The following is an 18,716-nucleotide window of genomic DNA, read 5'->3' as shown; positions in this document are numbered from 1 at the left end:
TTGCGGCCACGTTTCCTCCCAATGTGACACACGCTGCGCTCCGGCGTGGACACGGTTTGAACACGAACCTCGCCGACCCTAGCGGCAGGAGGCCGACCTAAGGGAAGGCGGGAGTAACGGGCAGCCGGGGGCATGCCGGGCAAGAGACGGATGGCGCAGAGCGCGCGGGCAGCGCGCTGCCTTGGGGTGAGGAGCAGGCCGGGGGCGCTCGCGCTCGTCGCCTGCTTGATGGGCGTGCCGGAGGCGCGCGCCTTCGATCTGTTCGGCCTGTTCGGCCGCGAGGAGGCGCCCCCGGCGCCGCGCCCGGACGCCCTGCCCTATGCGGTGCGCCTCCAGGGCGTCGAGGATGACGACCTCCTGTCCGCCCTCCAGGACGCCTCCACTCTCTACCGCCTGCGGGGCGAGCCGCCGCCGGACGGCGAGGGCCTGCTGCGCCGGGCCGAGGCCGACGCCACCCGGCTCGTCGATGCGCTGTGGGGCTACGGCTATTATTCCGGGACGGTCGCATTCCGCATCGAGGATGTCGTGCTGGGCGGCGACGCCGCCGCGCGGGCGGCCGTGCGCGCCGCCGAGGCGACCCGCAACCGGCGCCTTGTGGCGGTCCGCATCAGCGTCGAGCAGGGACCGCTCTACCGTCTGCGCCGCATCGCCGTGCGGGACGCCTCCGGCCGGCCCCTTGACCTCCCGGCCCGCCTCACCCGGGTCGGCGACGACGAGCCGGCCCGCTCCGCCACTGTGCTCGCCCGCGAGGCGCGAATCATCGACCAGCTCCGGGCGCAGGGCCATCCCTTCGCCAAGGTGGTGCGGCGCGAGCCCGTCGTGGACCATGCCGACCGCGCCATGGACGTGGCCTTCACGGTCGATCCCGGACCGAAGGCGGCGCTCGGCGCCGTGGCGGTGCGCGGCACGAGCAGCCTCGACCCGGCGGTGGTGCGCTCCTTCATCTACGCCGAGCCGGGCGATCCCTACTCGCCCGAGGCGATCGCGGGCATCCGCCGCTCGGTCACGCGGGTCGAGGCGCTGGGCGGCGTGCGGGTGCGCGAGGGAGAGGCGCTCGATCCGGACGGCAGGCTGCCGGTCTTCGTCGACATCACCGAGCGGGCGCCGAACCTGCTCGGCGTCTCGGCCCGCTACTCCACGGTCGATGGGCCCGGTGTCAGAGGCTACTGGGCGAACCGCAACCTGTTCGGCGGCGGCGAGTCCCTGCGCATCGACGCGGATCTCTCCTATCTGGGCCTCGGCCAGGATTATTACGCGCGCCGCCGCAAGCTCGCGGGCATCGAGACCAACGGGCTCGGCGGGCGGCTTGCCGCGACCTTCGTGAAGCCCGCCCTGTTCGGGACCCGCAACGACCTCCTGGCCGGGGCCTTCATCGGCCGCGAGGTGCAGCAATCCTATCTCAGCGACGCGGCCGGCGGCACCGTCGCGCTCCGCCACCGCTTCAGCGACACGTTCTCGGTGCAGGCCGGCATCGAGGGGCAGGTCGGCTATGCGCGCGACGTGCTGGGCCGGGTGGATTACCGCCTGATCGGCCTGCCCGTCTCGGTCTCCTACGATTCGACCGACAATCCGCTCGATCCGACCAGGGGCATCCGCCTCACCGCCTCGGCCACCCCCTATCCGAGCTTCCTCGGCTCGGATCCGGGCCTCTTCGTCGCCAAGGCGCAGGGCTCGACCTACTACGCCCTCGACGAGGACGCGAACACCATCCTCGCCGCCCGGCTCGGCTTCGGCTCGATCAGCGGGGCGGGCCTCGCCGAGATTCCGGCGTCCCTCCGCTTCTTTGCGGGCGGCGGCGGGTCGATCCGCGGCTATGCCTACCGCACGGTCGGGCCGATCGGCCCGTTCCAGCTGCCGATCGGCGGGCGCTCGCTCCTCGAAGGCTCGGTCGAGGCGCGCATCAAGATCACGGACACGATCGGCATCGTGCCGTTCCTCGATGCCGGCACCGCCTTCGCGTCGAGCCTGCCGGATTTCGACGAGCCCATCCGCTACGCGGCCGGCCTGGGGCTTCGCTACTACACCGGCTTCGGCCCGATCCGGGTCGACCTCGCGGTGCCGCTGAACCCCGACAAGGCGCTCAAGCAGCCGCCGGTCGCCCTCTACATCAGCATCGGGCAGGCCTTCTGATGACGGACGGCGTGAAGGAACGGGCGGCCTTCCCTGGCAAGGCCATCCACACCGCCGGCTCAGCCGCGGGCAGCGCCGAGAACCCCTCTCCCGTGCGGGAGAGGGGCAGGGGTGAGGGACCTCAGGCGTCCGCAAGAAAACTGAACCGTGCCGCTGTCAGCACAACGCTTAGTGATTCATGGCGGGAGGGTCCGGGGCCCTCACGCGCGATCTTCGATCGCCTGCCCCTCTCCCGCACGGGAGAGGGGTTCCCGCGCTGCCCGCGGCTGAGCCGGAGCCGCGCCGCCCAGGCCGCGGCGGCGCTCGCCCTCCTCCTGTTCGGCCTCGTCTGGCTCGGCCACACCGCCGCGAGCGTCGCGGCGGAGGGCGAGACCACAATGCTCGGCAGCCTGCTCTCGCGGGCGCTGTCGACGCCGGCCTCGCGGGTCTCGATCGGCGCCGTCGACGGCGCCCTCTCCTCCGATGCCACCATCCGCGACGTGTCGATCGCGGATCGCGAGGGGGTCTGGCTGCGCCTCGACCGCGCCCGGCTGATCTGGCGGCGCACCGCTCTCCTCTCCCGGCGGCTCGAGATCGACCGGCTGGAGATCGGACGTCTGGAACTGCTCCGCCGGCCCCTCCCCAATCCGGTCGCGACCACGTCGACGGACGACCCGATCCTGCCCGAGCTTCCGGTCAAGGTCGAGGTGAAGGCCTTCGCCCTCGACGAACTCGCCCTCGGCGAGGCGGTGCTGGGGCAGGCGGCGCGGCTCGCGGGCGCAGGCCAGGCCAAGCTCGGCGATCCGAGCGAGGGGCTCGACCTGTCCCTCGGCATCCGCCGGCTCGACCGGCCGGGCAATGCCACGCTCAAGCTCGCCTACGTGCCGGAGGGGCAGCGGCTGGAGCTGAAGCTCGCCCATGACGAGCCCGAGGGCGGCCTCGTCGCGCGGGCCGCGAACCTGCCGGGCCTGCCGCCCGTCACCCTCGACCTCGACGGGCGCGGCCCCCTCGACGCCTTCGCGGCGAGCCTCGCCTTCCGGGCTGGCGACGATATCGGCGCCGAGGGCAAGGCGCGCATCGACCGGGTGGCGCGGGAGCGGCGCATGAGCCTCGATCTCGCCTCGCGGATCGAGGGCCTCGTGCCGGGCCCCGCTGCGGCGGTCTTCGCCGGCACGACCCGCCTCGACGGATCGCTGCGCTTCGGCGACGACGGCTCCTACCGGTTCGAACGCTTCGACCTGACCTCGCGCACGGCGCGGCTCACCCTCGCGGGCGGCCTCGACGCGGCCCGGACCCTCGACCTGACGGTCGCGGCCCGGGCCCTGCCGACCGAGGGCGGCGTCACCCGCGCGGGCGCGGGCGAGATCGAGGCGCTCACCTTCGACGGCAGCATCACCGGCCCCCTCGCCGCGCCCCGAATGCAGGGGCGGCTGCGGGCGGCGGGCCTGCGCACCGCCGACAGCCGGCTCGCCCGGATCAGCGCCGACCTCTCGGCCGAGCCGCTGCCGAAAACCCCGGGGGGCCAGGGGGCCCCTGAGGGCCAGCCCTTCCGCCTCGCCGCCGATGCGGCGGTCGAGGGGCTGCACCTCGCCGATCCGGCCCTGCGGCGCGCCATCGGGGCGCAAGCGCGCTTCACCTTACGCGGAGAACTCCGCCCGGACGGCGTCGCCGATCTCTCCGAGCTCACCCTCGAGGCGCCGCAGGCGGGCCTGCGCTATGCCGGCCGCCTCGGCCGCAGCGAGGTGGCCGGCACCCTGCGGGCGGAGCTGCGGGACCTCTCGGCCTTCTCGCTCCTGGCGGGCCGGCCTCTGGCCGGGCGCCTCACCGCCTCGGCACTGCTCGCCGGCGATCCCACCCGGACCGGCGTCTCGGCCGAGGTCGAGGCGGCGGGCGAACGCCTCGCCCTCGGCACCCCCGCCCTCGACCGCACGCTCGGCCCCACGCCGCGCTTTACCGGGCGGCTGACCCGCCTGCCGGACGGCTACGCGGTGGAGCGCGCCCGCTTCACCGGCACGGCCGTGACCGGGAGCGCGCAGGGCCGCGCCACCCTGGCCCAGGCCGATCTCTCCGCACGCCTCGACCTGTCGGATCTCGCCACCCTCGATCCCGACCTCGCCGGGCGCGCGGGCCTGACCGCCACCCTCACGGGCTCCCTGGAGCGCCCGGACCTCGCGCTCGCGCTCGCCGCGCCCGACGCCAAGGCCCTCGGCCGCCCCCTGCGCGACCTCGCAGCCGAGGCGATGCTGCGCGACGTGACCGGGCATCTCAATGGCACCTTAAGCCTCGCCGGCCGGGTCGACGGCAAGTCCCTCACCGGCGAGGCCCACCTCGCCCGCCGGCGCGGCGACTGGGTCCTCGACCGGCTGGCCTTCGGGCTCGGCTCGGTGGCGCTGCAGGGCAGCGCCGCGATCGCGGCGGAGAGCGGCCTCGCCGAGGCCGACCTGTCACTGCAGGCGGGCAACCTCGACGACCTCTCGGCGCTGGCCCTCACGCGGCTCGCCGGCCGGCTCGACGCCGCCATCGCGCTCGACCGGCGGGAGGGCAAGCAGGGCGCGCGGATCCGGGCGACCGGAGAGGGCCTGCGCGGCGCCGGCCTCGCGCTGGCGCGGCTCGACGCCGATCTCGCTGGCTCCGACCTCGCCGCCGCGCCCCGCCTCCAGGGCCGGCTCAATGCCGACCGGCTCCTGGCCGCGGGCGAGACCATCGACAGCCTCCGCTTCGAGGCCGTGCCCGCCGGGGATGCGAGCGACCTGACCCTGCAGGCCCGCGCCCGGGGTTTTTCCCTCGACGGCGCCGGGCGGCTGGTGGCGGGCGCGAAGCCCCGGCTCGACCTCGCCCGGTTCGCGGCCGTGCGCGGCGCCGACCGCCTCGCGCTGGCGGGACCCGCGACCCTCGCCCTCGATGGGCAGGACCTCGTGGTGGAGCGCCTCGCCGTCGCGGCGGGGCCGGGCCGCGCGAGCCTCGACGGGCGCCTGGGCTCGCGGCTCGACCTGCGGCTCGCCCTCGCGGGGGTGCCGCTCTCGCTGGCGCGGCTCGCCGATCCGCGCCTCTCGCTCGCCGGGACCCTCGACGGAGAGGCGGCGCTCGCCGGGCCCCGGGCGAGCCCGGAGGGGCGCTACAGCCTGCGGGTCGCACGCCTGGTGACGCCCGAGACCCGCTCGGCCGGCCTGCCGCCCATCGACGCGCGCGTTCAGGGCCCGATCCGCGACGGGCGGGCCGGCCTCGACGGCACGATCACGGCGGGGCGCGGGATGCAGCTCACCCTGGGCGGCTCGGTGCCGGTGGAGACCGGCGGCGCGCTCGCGCTCTCGGCCCGCGGCAGCCTCGATGCGGCGCTCGCCAACACGCTGCTTGCCACCTCCGGCCAGCGCCTGTCCGGCCGCATCACCCTCGACGGAGAGGTGACCGGCCCCGTGGCGGCGCCCCGGGTCGGCGGCAGCGCGACGCTTGCCGGCGGCAGCTTCACCGACCCGCTCCAGGGCATCCGCCTCACCGACATCCAGGGCCGGGTCAGCGGCCGGGGCGACACGCTGGTGATCGAACGCCTCACCGCCGCGACCCGCAACGGCGGGACGCTGCGGGCGGAGGGACGGGTCGCGGTGGCGCCCGCGCAAGGGTTCCCGGGGTCGCTGACCATCCGGGCGGACCGGGCCGAGCTGGTGTCGAGCCCGCTGATGACCGCCGTGACGGGCCTCGACCTCGCGCTCTCGGGCCCCCTCGCGCGCACACCCCGGATCAGCGGCCGGGTGGACGTGGTCTCGCTGGAGGTCGGCATCCCCGACCGCCTGCCCGCGACCGTCCAGCCCCTGCCGGGGATCCGGCACGTCAACGTGCCGGAGGCCGATCGCCGGCGGCTCGCCGCCCGGACGCGGCAGCAGGCCAAGGCCGGACGCAAGGCGGCGCCCTTCGACGCCACCCTCGACATCACGGTGAACGCCCCGGGCCGGATCGTGGTGCGCGGTCGGGGCGTCGATGCCGAGCTCGGCGGGGCGCTGCGGCTCACCGGCAGCTCGCGGGCTCCGGTGGCGCAGGGAGGCTTCGCGATGCGCCGCGGCCGGATCCAGATCGTCGGCCAGCGCCTCGACTTCAACCGCGGCCGCGTCAGCTTCGCGGGCGACCTCACGGCGCCGGACCTCGACTTCGAGGCCCAGACCCAGGCCGGCGACGTGACGGCCCGCATCGCCGTCAACGGTCCGGCGGACCGACCGGCCTTCGTGCTCAATTCCGAGCCGCCCCTGCCGCAGGACGAGGTGCTGTCGCGCCTCCTGTTCAAGAAGGCCTCGGGCGGGCTCTCGCCCTTCCAGGCCCTGCAACTGGCGCAGGGCGTGGCGCAGCTTTCGGGAGGCGCGGGCGGCCCCGACGTGTTCGAGAGCGCCCGCAAGGGCCTCGGCCTCGACAGCCTCGACGTCCAGGCCGGGGCGAAGGGCGGCGCGGCGGTCGGGCTGTCGCGGGCGCTCGGCGACAGGCTCTCGGTCGGCGCCCGGGCCGGCACCCGCCCGGAGGACAGCGCCGCCACCATCACCTACGACGTGACCGGCCGCATCAAGGTGCAGGGGGAGGCCGGCGCCGACGGCCGCACCGCCATCGGCGTCGGGGCGGAATGGGAGTATTGATCCGGCCTCCGGTTGAGCTTTTCGAGACGAGTCTACGCGGAGAACCCCTTTCCCGTGCGGGAGAGGGGCAGGCGCTCAATCCTGCAACCCTGCCGGTCCTCGTCCACGCTACCGCGTGGCCGATCCGGCTCTCCGCTCCTGCTTTGGGCTGCGCCCATCAATAGCCGCCCCGAAACCTGCCGTCGTCCGGTGAACGGCGGCCAGGGGTGGTAGGCTGTCATCTGTTGTGGATGCCAGAATACAGGCGAAAATTTCGTCTAGCGCTTTGCTTTAAAAGTGATTTTGCGCTAAAATAGCGCGTTCCACAAGGCCATGGCAGCCGCTTTCAGGAGATCGTAAATGAAGCTTGCAACCAAGTTAGAAGATATATCCAGGTATATTTTTGAATTTATTACTTTCGAATGGTTTGATTTTGCTTGGCGTAAAATTTCGTGCTCAGCACTTGCTCGCGAGCACCATATTTTTACTTAAAGGTCAATGGCTTACAGCTTGTCTTACGCTGTGGCTCGCGCCTGACGTGGAACATGCCACATCCGCTCGGCAGGGCCGAGCTGCGCCCCCCACTCATCGCTATGTCGGATTTCCTTTGCGCTTATGTACATAATTATGTACATTTGAGCCATGGGAGAGAATGAGCGCACGGTTTGGGACGACCCCAAAAACGATAAGAACATCCAAGATCGTAAGATCGACTTTGCGGACCTTGATGACGCTTTTGATGGGCGCTTCTCCCTTGTGACCGAAGACAAAAGACGGGACTATGGCGAACAACGGTTCAACATGCTGGTTGAATTTCATGGAGTGATCTTGAATATCACGTTCACCATGCGCCCGCCCAAGCACCGGATTATTTCGGCCCGCGTTGCGAGCCGGAAAGAAAGGAGGACGTACCATGCCAAGCAGCAAACCAGCTAAGGCCACGACCGGCCGCACGGATTGGGCGGCACTCCGCGCTATGTCCGAGGACGAGATCGAACGCATCGCCGCCGAGGACGAGGACAACCCGGCCACGGACGAAGCCCATTGGGCTGAGGCGACCGTAGGCCTGCCGCCCGGCAAGACCTCGATCCACGCGAGCTTCGATCGGGACGTGGTGGACTTCTTCAAGCGCGGCGGCCGGGGCTATCAGACCCGCATGAACGCCGTCCTGCGGCGCTACATGGAAGCCCAGCAAGCCAAGAAAGCTTAACCGCTAACGACACCGACCAGAGCGCCCCCCGCCGGGGGCGTTTCTGCGTGGGGGCGTCCCTTCCAGCTCATGCCCTCCGCTGCCAGGCGGATCAGGCGCCGCGCCGCGCCGTCAGCAGCGAGGCGATCAGCACGCTCACCGCCACCGTGGCGATGAGGAGCGTCGAGATCGCGTTGATCTGCGGCGTCACGCCGAGCCGCACCTGGCTGTAGAGACGCATCGGCAGGGTGGTGGCGCCCGGGCCCGAGACGAAGCTCGCGATCACGAGATCGTCCATCGACAGCGTGAAGGCGAGCAGGAACCCCGCCACGATGGCCGGCAGGAGCAGCGGCAGGGTCACGGTGCGCAGGATCGTGGCGGGCGGCGCGCCGAGATCGGCGGCGGCCTCGATCAGCGAGCGATCGAGGCCGCGCAGCCGCGCCTGCACCACCACGGTGACGAAGCAGAGCGTGAAGGTCGTGTGCGCCGCCACGATGGTCCAGAGGCCCCGGTCGATCCCGAGCGCCACGAACAGCAGCAGCAGGGAGAGCCCGATGATGACCTCCGGCATCACCATCGGGGCGACGAGGAGGCCGGAGAACAGGGTGCGGCCGGGAAAGCCGCCGCGCCGGTCGAGGGCGAGGGCCGCAAGCGTGCCGAGCATTGTGGCGAGGCTCGCCGAGGCGAAGGCGACCTTCAGCGTCGTCAGCGTCGCCTCGATGAGCGGCCCGTCCGCCGCGAGGTTGGCGTACCAGCGGGTCGAGAACCCGCCCCAGACCGTGACCAGCCGCGAATCGTTGAAGGAATAGACGATGAGCAGCAGGATCGGCCCGTACAGGAAGGCGAAGCCGAGGAGCAGCGCCGCCAGCGCCAGCGGGTGCAGGCGCGGGCTCACCGGGGCCGCTCCATCTGGCGGGCCTCCGCCTCGCGGAAGAGCACGACCGGCCCGGCGACGATCAGCAGCATCAGCACCGCTACCGCGGAGGCGAGCGGCCAGTCGCGGTTCGAGAAGAACTCGCTCCACAGGACGCGGCCGAGCATCAGGGTGTCGGGGCCGCCGAGGAGGTCGGGCACGATGAACTCGCCGATGATCGGGATGAAGCAGAGCAGCGCCCCCGCGACGATGCCGGGCGCGGAGAGCGGCAGGGTGACGGTGAGGAAGGCGCGCAGGCGCGTGGCGCCGAGGTCGCGGGCGGCCTCGATCAGGCCGCGGTCGAGCCGCTCCAGCACCGCGTAGAGCGGCAGCACCATGAAGGGCAGGTAGGCATAGACGATGCCGATCAGGATCGCCGCCGGGGTGTTCAGGATCGCGAGCGGCTGCGCGATCAGGCCGAGCCCCAGGAGTACGCTGTTGAGGAGGCCATCCCCCTTCAGGATCGCGATCCAGGCATAGACCCGGATCAGGAAGCTCGTCCAGAACGGGATCACCATCAGGGCGACGAGGAGCGGCTGCAGCCGCTTGGGCGCCCGCGCCATCCCGTAGGCGATCGGATAGCCGACGAGGGCGAGGAGCAGCGTGGCGGCGAGCGCGATGCCGAGCGAGGTGAGCGCCGCATCGAGGTAGAGTGGGTCGGCGGCGAGCGTGCGGTAGTTCTCGAAATCGAGGGCCGCCAGGAAATCGGACCAGCCGGCGACGCCCGCATCCCAGTTCAGCACCGGCGTGTAGGGCGGCAGCGCGGTCGCGGGATCCGACAGGCTGATCTTGAGGACGATCAGGAACGGCAGCCCGAAGAACAGCAGGAGCCAGCCGAAGGGCAGGGCCGGCAGGGCGAGCCGGCGCAGGCGCTCGGCGACGCGCATGCGGGCAGCCCCCATCACGCGGGCACCAGGGCGGCGGCCTCGGGCGGAAAGCCGAGCCGCACGGCGGCGCCGGGCGCGAGCGGGGCGGCGCCGGCCGGCACCGAGGCCCGCCATTCCCGCCCGTCCGCCGTCCGGGCCCGATAGAGGATCTTCTCGCCCAGATAGGCCGCATCGACGACGGTGGCGGAGAGCCCCTCCCCGTCCGTCCGCACGATCACGCGCTCGGGCCGCAGCGCGAGCACGGCCGCATCGCCCTCGGCTCCGGCGCCGTGATGGTCGGTCCCGGCGAGCGGCCCCAGCGGCGTGTCGAGGCGGCGCGCCTCCCCGGCCCCGCCGGGGCCGAGGCGGCCCTCGATCAGGTTCACGTCGCCGAGGAGGCCGGCCACGTAGCGGGTCGCCGGGCGCTCGTAGAGCGTCGGTGCGGGCCCGACCTGGATCAGGCGTCCCCGATCCATCACGCCGATCCGGTCGGCCAGCACCATCGCCTCGGCCGGGTCGTGGGTGACCACCACGAAGGTGGTGCCGAGCTGGCGCTGGATCCCCCGCAGCTCGCCCTGGGTCGCCTCCCGCAAGGTGCGGTCGAGGGCGCCGAGCGGCTCGTCGAGGAGGAGCACCCGGGGCCGCTTGGCGAGGGCCCGGGCGAGCGCCACCCGCTGGCGCTGCCCGCCCGAGAGCCGGTCGGGCCGGCGCGCCGCGAAGCCCTCGAGTTGCACGAGACGCAGCATCGCGGCGACCCGCGCGGCGATCTCCTGTTTCGGCAGCCCCTCCCGGCGCAGCCCATACGCGATGTTGTCCGCGACGCTCATGTGCGGGAAGAGCGCGTAGGACTGGAACATCATGTTCACGGGCCGGCGGTGCGGCGGCACCCCGGCGAGATCCCGTCCGTCGAGGAAGATGCGCCCGCGCGTCGGCTCCTCGAAGCCGGCCAGCATCCGCAGCAGCGTGGACTTGCCGCAGCCCGACGGGCCGAGCAGGCAGAAGAACTCCCCGGCCGCGAGATCGAGGGTCACGTCGTCGACGGCCGGAGCTGCACCGAATAGCTTCGTCACCCCCTCGAAACGCAGATGGTGGGGCGACGGCGAGGAAGCGGCTGAGGCGGGCTGCAAGATCAGAGCGAATCTATCAAAGCCGGAAGCGGGTCGCCCCCTTACAGGCAAGATCCTGCTCGTCCGTCAAGCTGTCCATGCGGACCCTCCTCCGCCGCCTCAGGCCCGCCAGCGCGGGGGCTCCTCGTAGCTGAGGGACTGCACGATCTGCCGGTAGGCGGCCTCCGGGAACGCCTTCAGGGTCTGGGAGCGTAGATTGCCCAGCATGCCGAGCTGCAGGCTGAACCGCGCCGCCACCGCGTCGTCCGGCGCTTCGTAGATCGCGATGAAGTCGTACCGGCCCATCACCAGGAAGAAATGCTGGAAATGTCCGCCCATCTCCGCGAGCATCTTCTTGGCCGCGTCGAGCCGCTGCGGCGAATTCTGGACCGAGCGCGCGCCTTGATCGGTCCAGTTTGCCAGCACGATGTAGGTGGTCATCGCAAGCCTCCGGATCAGAGGGTGACCAAAGCGCAATGGTACATCAGGCGCGCATGAAGTCGAATGCTTTCGTGCCGTCGTCGCCGGAGCTTTAGCCTCCGCTTGCATCATACCAAATACCAACGGCCCAAGATGCGGACGCATCGGGCCGTTGACCCATCTCGAATTTTCGACACCAAGCCAAAGGCTTGGCGACAATTCGAGAGCGGAACCAACGGTCATTCCCAATGATCGTTAGTATCAGTCCGCCGCCCGGCACGTCGTCCCGTTCGTTTCGCGGAGCACTCGCCTGCGGGCTATCTGCCGCCGCAATGCGCAGCGATGATCGAATCGAAGATCCCGATGTGATCGCCCGATACGTCGTAGGGCGAGAAGACGATCTGCTGCTCCGGCACCGCGGAGAAGGTCCTGAACTCCGTCCTCACGCCGAGGGCGCTTCCGACACTGATTTCGCCGCACAGGATGACCGGCGGGCCTTCGATGCGCCGCAGGTTCCGGATGCGGATGGCGGAGGGCTCGTTCGATTCGCTGTTGAGGTTTCGCAGGATCATCGCGAGTTCGTCGCGCGGGATGCGCTCGCCCGAACGGTCCACCACGGACTGGGCCCGCCCCTCTGCGGCGCCCAGGACGAGCGCAGCGCTCAGCACGAGCAGCGTAAAGGCCGGCAGGGTCCTGCGCATGGGCTTCGCCCCTTCCGCATCGCGTCTCTGTGCCGCCACGCGCAACCCCGGAGACGCCAAGTCTCGGACCAAGGTGGGGGGCGGCTCTATCTTGTCCAGTCAACCTGGACGAGCGTATTCGATGGGTGACACGCGACGATTCCGCGCCGGTTATCCTCGATCACCGCGGAGTCCGCACTCTCCTCCCGAGACGTGTCGCGACTTGGCGTCTCTCTCCCGCGCTCCCGCGCGGAGAGAGACGCCCTTCCCGACTTTGAGAGCATGTCTCCGACGACTGGAATGCCGGTTCGTCGCAGATGATGCGGCAGAACCAGAGGTCTAGTGCCCGCCGCCCCCGGCGCCCGGCCGCGGCCGGCGGATCAGCGGCGTCGCGCAGGCCATCGCCAGGAACAGCGCGGTGAGCATCAGGAAAACGTCGGAGAAGCTCATCAGCAGGCCCTGGATGCGCACCGTGCCCATCATGGCCTTGAGCGCCATCCGGTCGGGATCGCCCGCGAGCCCCGCGAAGCCGCGGGCCATGGCGTCGAGGCGCTCCAGCACCATCGGGTTCGTCCAGGTGAAGCGCTCGTGCAGACGGGCGAGATGCAGGTCCCAGCGGTCGTTCAGCGCCGTGTTGATGAGCGCGAGGCCGACCGCGCCGCCGAGATTGCGGGTCAGGTTGTACAGGCCCGAGGCGTTCTTCATCCGGGCCGGCGGCAGCGTGCCGAGGGCGATGTTGTTGATCGGGATCATGCACAGCATGAGCGAGCAGCCGCGCAGCACCTGCGGCCAGAGCAGCTCCCAGAAGTCCCAGTCCTTGGTGAGCCCGGTGACGATGAAGGTGCCGGCCGCGAAGCCCGTGAATCCGACGGCCATCAGGATGCGCGGGTCGACCCGTCCCGAGAGCCGGCCGGCGATCGGAGCGGTGGCGAACATGCAGAGGCCCGAGACGAACATCGTCTCGCCGATCTGCAGCGCCGAGTAGCCGCGCACGCGCCCGAGATAGACCGGGTAGAGGTAGGTCAGCCCGTAGAGGCCGATGCCGAGCACGAAGCTGAAGACGCAGCCGCCCGCGAAGTTGCGGTCCGCGAAGGCGCGCAGGTCCACGATCGGCTGCTCGGCCGTGAAGGCCCGCCAGAAGAAGGCGACCCCCGATACCGCGCAGACGATCGCCGCCACGAACACCGCCTCCTCCTGGAACCAGTCGTGCAGCGGTCCCTCCTCCAGCACGTATTCGAGGCAGCCCAGGAATCCCGCCATGAGGACGAGGCCGGCCCAGTCGAATCGCTTGAGCAGGGCGAGGTTCGGCTGGTCGAAATCGACCAGGGCCCAGGTCGAGACCGTGACGAACAGGCCCGGCACGATGTTGACGAGGAAGAGCCAGTGCCAGTCGAAGAGGTCGGTGAGATAGCCGCCGACGGTCGGGCCGATCGTGGGCGCGAGCGTCGCCACGAGGCCGATCATCGGCGACACGATGGTGCGCTTCGAGGGCGGGAAGATCGTGAAGGCCGAGGCGAAGACGGTCGGGATCATGCCGCCGCCGATGAAGCCCTGGAGGGCGCGCCACAGGATCATCTCGCCGATCGACGAGGAGGTGGCGCACATCAGGCTCATCAGCGTGAAGCCGCCCGCCGAGGCCACGAACATCCAGCGAGTCGAGAGCACCCGCGAGAGCATCCCCGAGAGCGGGATCGAGATCACCTCGGCGATGAGGTAGCTCGTCTGCACCCAGGGGATCTCGTCGGCGGAGGCCGAGAGGCCGGCCTGGATCTCGGCGAGCGAGGCCGAGACGATCTGGATGTCCAGGATCGCCATGAACATCCCGAACACCATGCAGACGAACGCCACCATGCGGCGGCGATCCAGGGGCGGCTCGGCGGCGGCCGGGACCGCGAGGGCGGCGGCCACGGCCCCTACTCCGCGACGCCTGCGGTCCGCACCGGGGCCGCGCCCGAGATCAGGCGCCGGTCCGGCGTCGCGTCCCCGGGTAGGCCGCGGGTGTCGACCCGCGCCACCACCGAAAGGCCGGGGCGCAGCAGGCCCTCGCGGGCGACCTCCGCGGGCACCCGCACCCGCACGGGCAGGCGCTGAACGATCTTGGTGAAGTTGCCCGTGGCATTGTCGGGCGGCAGCAGGCTGAAGACGGAGCCCGAAGCCGGCGACAGGCTCTCGACCGTGCCCAGGATGTCGCGGTCGGGCCAGGCATCGACCCGGATATGCACCGGCTGGCCGACCCGCATGCGGGCGAGCTGGGTCTCCTTGAAATTCGCATCGACCCGCACGCTCTCCAGCGGCACCAGGGCGGCGATGCGCGAGCCCGGGGCGACGTAGGCGCCCGCCTCCACGGCCTTGTTGCCGATCACCCCGTCGAAGGGCGCCCGCAGCACCGTGAAGGAGAGGTCGCGCGCGGCGCGGTCCGCGGCCGTCCCGAGCTCGGCCGCGAGGCTCTCGGCCTCCTTTGCCTGCGCCTCCAGCACCGCCACATTGGCCTTGGCGGCGAGGAGCTGGGCTTCCGCGGCCTTGACGTTGGCCTCCGAGCGGTCCCGGTCGGCCCGGGCCTGCTCCAGCCGCGCGCGGGCGGCGAATTCGGACTGGGCGAGCTGCATCTGGCGCTGGTAATCGGCCGCCGCGCGCACGCTGTCGGCGCGGGCCGCGTCGATCTGGGCCTCGCCCTGCGCCACCTGGGCCCGCGCCGCCTCGACCTGCCGGGCGATGCGGGCGATCGTGCTCCGCTGGGTGGCGAGCTTGTCCTCGGCGGCCTTGAGCGCGAGGCGATAATCCCCGTCGTCGATGCGCGCGATCACCTCGCCCGCCTTGACCGCCTGCCCGTTCACCACCGGGACGGCGTCGAGATAGCCCGAGACCTTGGCGGCGAGCGTCGCGATGTCGGCCTGCACGTAGGCGTCGTCCGTCGAGACGAAGAAGCGGCCGGTCGTGTACCAGTCGTACCCCGCATAGCCGCCTGCGCCAAGGCTCGCGAGGAGCACCAGCGGCAGCACGACCCGGCGCACCCGGCGGCGCGGCCGGGTGGGCGCGGCCTCTGCCTCGTCCGGCGCGGTGGCCCGTCCCTGCGCGTATTCGTCCCGAAAGGCCATGGCTGGAAGTCCCGTCGTCCGGGCGCGGTTGACCCGCGCCGACGGCCCCCGATATAGATTGACCGAACGGTTCGGTCAATGCAGAGCGGCGAGGGGCCCGCTTGACCGGCCCGTCGATCGACGGGATGGTTTTCGGCATGGCAAGCGGTTCCACCACCCTCGACGCGTCCGAGAGCGACAAGCGCCGGCAGATCCTCGACGGCGCCCGCGAGGTCTTCCTCGCCTGCGGCTTCGACGGGGCGAGCATGGGCGGCATCGCCAAGGCGGCCGGGGTCTCGAAGGGCACGCTCTACGTCTACTTCGACAGCAAGGAGGCGCTGTTCGAGGCGCTGACCCTGGAGGAGAAGCGGACGCTCGCCGAGAATCTCTTCCGGCTCGACCACGACGACCCGGACGTCCCGGCGGTGCTGCGGCGCCTCGGCCTCACCTTCGTCGACGAGATGTGCCGGCCGGACCACGTTGCGGCGGTGCGCATGGTGATCGGCGCGTCCGAGAAATTCCCGCGCTTCGGTCGGGCCTTCTACGAGGCCGGCCCGGTGCAGGGGGCCGAGCGGCTGCGGGTCTATCTCGACGCCCAGGTGGCGGCGGGGCGCCTGCGCCCGGCCGACACGGCGCTTGCCGCGCGCCACTTCCTCGACCTCTGCGCGGGCGGCACCCTGCGCCGCCTGCTCTTCGCGGTGGGCGATCCGCCGACCGCGGCCGAGAAGTCCTATCTGGTGGGCGAGGCGGTGCGGGTGTTCTTCGCGGCCTACGGGCCGGAAACCTGAGCGCCTGCAGCCCCGAGCCTCAGCCGTCCTCCCGCAGCGCCTCCGCGACGCGCGCCTCCAGCAGGTCCGGCCGGCGCAGGATCAGCGCGCCGCGGGTGCGATCGACGAGGCCCTCCTGGGCCATCACGGTGAATTCCCGCGTCACCTGCTCGCGGCGGCAGCCGATGCGGGCGGCGAGCACGTGGTGGTAGGGCGGCGGGGTGACGACGCGCTCGCCATCCGACCCCGCCCGCGGCGAGGAGAGGCGCAGCAGTTCCGCGTAGAGGCGGTGGCGCAGATCGAGCACCGCGTGCTCCATCAGGCGGCCGTTGAGGGCGCGGACGCGCTTGGCGAGGAGCCGCAGCAAGCGGTCGGCGATGGGCGGGGCCGCGAAGACGATCTGGCGGAAGACGGGGGCCGGCACGACGCAGAGCTCGCCGCGGGTGAGCGCCGTGACATTGGCCGAGCGGCTGACCCCGTCGATCGCCGCGAGCTCGCCGAAGAACTCGCCGCCGCGCATCTCCCCCAGGATCACCTCCTTGCCCGACTGCGTCCGGTTGAGGATGCGCACCTCGCCCGCAGCCAGGAAGTAGACGTCGGTCGAGGCGTCGTCGAAATCGACCAGCACCTCGTTCGGCTCGAAACGTCTCCAGATGCAGCGGGTCTCGTAGGGGGCGAGATCAATCCCCGCCTCCTTGAAGAACGGAAAAACCCCCAGACGACCCATGGCGACGCCCCCGCCCGCACGCGACGATCGTTCTTGCCACGATGCGGCCGGTCTTGCCAGGGTTGGGGATAACTTTGAGGGCAGGCCGGCGGGCCGCTCAGGGGGATGCGACAGTCGTGCCGGGCGCCTTCCGCAAGGGCGTGGTCCGCGATAAGAGCCGCCGGCCTTCTCGACGATGGGATGATCGGCATGGCGGCTTTTCAGGCCTTCCAGCCCGGGGCCTTCCTCGATTCCGCCCTCAGCCTGCTGGTCGCCTTCCTGCCCGGCACCTTGATCGGGGCCGAGCGGCAGTACCGGCAGCGCACGGCGGGCCTGCGCACCACGGTCCTGGTCGCCGTCGGCGCCGCCGCCTTCGTGGATCTCGGCATGCGCCTCAGCGGCCAGGATGGCGGCGTTCGCGTCACCGCCTACGTGGTCTCGGGGGTCGGCTTCCTCGGCGCCGGCGTGATCATGAAGGAGGGCATGAACGTGCGCGGCCTCAACACGGCGGCGACGCTGTGGGGCTCGGCGGCGGTCGGCGCCTTCGCGGGGGCGGATCTTGTCGGGGAGGCAGCGTTGGTGGCCCTGGCCGTGCTGGCCGGCAACACGCTGCTGCGCCCCCTGGTGAATGCGATCAACCGCATCCCGATCGACGAGCGGGCGACCGAGGCGACCTACGAGGTGCGCCTGACCACCGCCGGCGAGCAGCTCGGCCGCACGCGCGACCTGCTCACGGAGCAGCTCGAGGCCGCCAACTACCCGGTGAGCGACATCGCCGTGGAGGAGCCCGCCGAGGGCGAGATCGAGCTCGTGGCGACGCTGGTGAGCACGGCGGTCGAACCCGGCGAGCTCGACGCGGTGGTCACGGGCCTGGAGCGCGCCCCGGGCGTGCGCCACGCCACCTGGGCGGCGCGGACGGTGGATTAGAGCCGGGCGCGCTCCATCGCCGGAGGGGCTTCGCTGCGGTCCGATGTCCTCATACGGCTTCCGATCGCGATGGATGGCTTCGCCATGTGGCTGTCGGCTTCGCTCAGGCGGACGGTTCTCCGCCCCTTTCCGCTCCCTCTTTCTTTCCCGGACGAGTGCAGCGCCAGCGGAAGGAGATCCGGGAACCAGCACGGTGAGCTGCCGCGAAGCGACCGCTCTCCGCAACGGTGCTGAAAGGCGGAGCCGCTGCGCGGCAAGGTCTCGTGCTGGATCCCGGGTCGCATTCCGCTGGCGCTGCATGCGCCCGGGAAAGGGAGAGCGGGCGACAGCAGGCCGGGCGAGCCGATGGTCTGCGAACGGATCCTTCGCAGACCGGATCATCCGTCGTGCTCGCGGGCGATCCCGCCCGGTGCGGGCGCGTGCGGGGACCGGAAGCGGCCGAGGAGGCGCCCGTCGATGCAGGCGAGGCCGGCCCCGATCAGCGCCATGCCCGCAAAGTGCCGCGGTGCAAGACGCTCACCCAGGACCAGCACCCCGAGGGCGATCGCCGAGACCGGGATCAGGAAGGTGACGAGGACGAGATTCGTCGCCCCGGCACTCGCCAGGAGACGGAAGTAGAGCACGTAGGCGAGCGCGGTCGAGAGCGCCGCGATGCCGAGCACGGCCCCTGAGGCCGCCAGCCCCGGCGCCGGCAGCGTCCAGGGGTGGTCGACAACGAGCGCGAGCGGCCCGAGCATGAGCGTGGAGGCCGTCACCTGGCCCGCCGCGGTGACGAGGGGCGGCACGCCCATGTGCCCGAAGCGGCGGCCATAGATGCTCGCGAAGGCGTAGGACAAGGCCGCGGCCAGCACGGCGGCCTGCGCGAGCGCGTCGGCCCCGAGCCCGCCGAGCACCGCGGGGCCGACCATCACGGCGACGCCGGCAAGGCCGAGCAGGACCCCGGCGAGCCTGCGGCCGGTCATGGCCTCGTCGGGGGTCAGGAGATGCGCGACGACGACGGTCCAGAGCGGCGTCGTGGCGTTCAGGATCGCGGCCAGGCCGGAGGCGATCTGCGTCTGCCCCCAGACGATGAGGCAGAACGGGATGGCGTTGTTGAGGAGCCCCATGCCGAGGAAAGCGCGCCAGATCCGCCGGTCGCGGGGCATGCGCCAGCCGAGCGCGACCACGACGATGTTCAGGATGATCGCGGCGAGCCCGACCCGCAGCACCACGAGCGTGAGGGGCGGCAGCGCCTGGAGTGCGACGCCGGTGAAGAAGAAGGAGCCGCCCCAGAGCAGCGAGAGGCAGAGCAGCAGGCCCCATTCGGAGGCGGTCATGGGGCGGTTCACGGCGGGCGGCATGGCGGGGCTCCTTCGCGGCCCTCCCTC

General features: G+C 71.6%; 15 protein-coding genes. 6 read left to right on the top strand and 9 right to left on the bottom strand.

All coding sequences use genetic code 11. The features are described 5' to 3' along the window. Window positions 1–228: 228 nt before the first annotated feature. The 4 genes from MNOD_RS32040 (at window position 229) to MNOD_RS32025 (ending at window position 7,911) form a co-directional block, all read left to right on the top strand. On the top strand, window positions 229–2,130 hold the full coding sequence (locus tag MNOD_RS32040; RefSeq protein ID WP_244424829.1) for an autotransporter assembly complex protein TamA: 1,902 nt from the start codon (window positions 229–231) through the stop codon (window positions 2,128–2,130). Further along, window positions 2,130–6,722 (top strand): translocation/assembly module TamB domain-containing protein, encoded by a 4,593-nt coding sequence (locus MNOD_RS32035; protein WP_015933105.1) that lies wholly within the window; start codon window positions 2,130–2,132, stop codon window positions 6,720–6,722. The genes MNOD_RS32040 and MNOD_RS32035 overlap by 1 nt, the downstream gene beginning before the upstream one ends. Window positions 6,723–7,343: 621 nt before the next feature. Continuing rightward, complete coding sequence (locus MNOD_RS32030; protein WP_015933104.1) at window positions 7,344–7,637, top strand: BrnT family toxin; 294 nt, start codon at window positions 7,344–7,346, stop codon at window positions 7,635–7,637. After that, window positions 7,615–7,911, top strand: a complete 297-nt coding sequence (locus MNOD_RS32025; protein WP_015933103.1) for a BrnA antitoxin family protein — start codon at window positions 7,615–7,617, stop codon at window positions 7,909–7,911. The genes MNOD_RS32030 and MNOD_RS32025 overlap by 23 nt, the downstream gene beginning before the upstream one ends. Before the next feature lie 91 nt (window positions 7,912–8,002). Here the strand turns inward: MNOD_RS32025 and MNOD_RS32020 are convergent, their stop codons facing one another. The 7 genes from MNOD_RS32020 to MNOD_RS31990 form a co-directional block, all read right to left on the bottom strand. After that, window positions 8,003–8,785, bottom strand: a complete 783-nt coding sequence (locus MNOD_RS32020; RefSeq protein ID WP_015933102.1) for an ABC transporter permease — start codon at window positions 8,783–8,785, stop codon at window positions 8,003–8,005. Then, window positions 8,782–9,705: an ABC transporter permease subunit gene (locus MNOD_RS32015; RefSeq protein ID WP_015933101.1), complete on the bottom strand. Its 924-nt coding sequence runs from the start codon at window positions 9,703–9,705 to the stop codon at window positions 8,782–8,784. Before MNOD_RS32015 ends, MNOD_RS32020 begins: the two co-directional genes overlap by 4 nt. Continuing rightward, entirely contained in the window at window positions 9,705–10,796 is a 1,092-nt protein-coding gene (locus MNOD_RS32010; protein WP_015933100.1) for an ABC transporter ATP-binding protein, read from the bottom strand. The genes MNOD_RS32015 and MNOD_RS32010 overlap by 1 nt, the downstream gene beginning before the upstream one ends. A 99-nt stretch (window positions 10,797–10,895) precedes the next feature. Further along, window positions 10,896–11,216 carry a GYD domain-containing protein gene (locus MNOD_RS32005; protein WP_015933099.1) on the bottom strand — a complete coding sequence of 107 codons (321 nt, stop codon included), beginning with the start codon at window positions 11,214–11,216 and terminating at the stop codon, window positions 10,896–10,898. Between the two features lie 296 nt (window positions 11,217–11,512). Beyond that, complete coding sequence (locus tag MNOD_RS32000; RefSeq protein ID WP_015933098.1) at window positions 11,513–11,896, bottom strand: hypothetical protein; 384 nt, start codon at window positions 11,894–11,896, stop codon at window positions 11,513–11,515. 318 nt (window positions 11,897–12,214) lie between these two features. After that, window positions 12,215–13,726 (bottom strand): DHA2 family efflux MFS transporter permease subunit, encoded by a 1,512-nt coding sequence (locus MNOD_RS31995; RefSeq protein ID WP_244424828.1) that lies wholly within the window; start codon window positions 13,724–13,726, stop codon window positions 12,215–12,217. A gap of 62 nt (window positions 13,727–13,788) precedes the next feature. Beyond that, window positions 13,789–14,970 (bottom strand): HlyD family secretion protein, encoded by a 1,182-nt coding sequence (locus MNOD_RS31990; RefSeq protein ID WP_015933096.1) that lies wholly within the window; start codon window positions 14,968–14,970, stop codon window positions 13,789–13,791. Between the two features lie 137 nt (window positions 14,971–15,107). Between MNOD_RS31990 and MNOD_RS31985 the strand changes: the two genes are divergently transcribed. Continuing rightward, complete coding sequence (locus tag MNOD_RS31985) at window positions 15,108–15,737, top strand: TetR/AcrR family transcriptional regulator (RefSeq protein WP_083786703.1); 630 nt, start codon at window positions 15,108–15,110, stop codon at window positions 15,735–15,737. A gap of 19 nt (window positions 15,738–15,756) precedes the next feature. Here the strand turns inward: MNOD_RS31985 and MNOD_RS31980 are convergent, their stop codons facing one another. Beyond that, window positions 15,757–16,443 carry a Crp/Fnr family transcriptional regulator gene (locus MNOD_RS31980; protein WP_015933094.1) on the bottom strand — a complete coding sequence of 229 codons (687 nt, stop codon included), beginning with the start codon at window positions 16,441–16,443 and terminating at the stop codon, window positions 15,757–15,759. Window positions 16,444–16,632: 189 nt separating this feature from the next. On the opposite strand from MNOD_RS31980, the gene MNOD_RS31975 reads away from it, so the two are divergent. Then, a complete protein-coding gene (locus MNOD_RS31975) occupies window positions 16,633–17,349 on the top strand; it encodes an MgtC/SapB family protein (RefSeq protein WP_015933093.1) in 717 nt (238 codons plus the stop codon). A gap of 377 nt (window positions 17,350–17,726) precedes the next feature. Here MNOD_RS31975 and MNOD_RS31970 read toward each other — a convergent pair whose 3' ends face one another. Further along, window positions 17,727–18,689 carry a DMT family transporter gene (locus MNOD_RS31970; protein ID WP_015933092.1) on the bottom strand — a complete coding sequence of 321 codons (963 nt, stop codon included), beginning with the start codon at window positions 18,687–18,689 and terminating at the stop codon, window positions 17,727–17,729. Window positions 18,690–18,716: the final 27 nt, after the last annotated feature.

The organism is Methylobacterium nodulans ORS 2060 (assembly GCF_000022085.1).
Lineage (GTDB): Bacteria > Pseudomonadota > Alphaproteobacteria > Rhizobiales > Beijerinckiaceae > Methylobacterium > Methylobacterium nodulans.
This window is presented reverse-complemented; position numbering and strand designations above follow the sequence as displayed.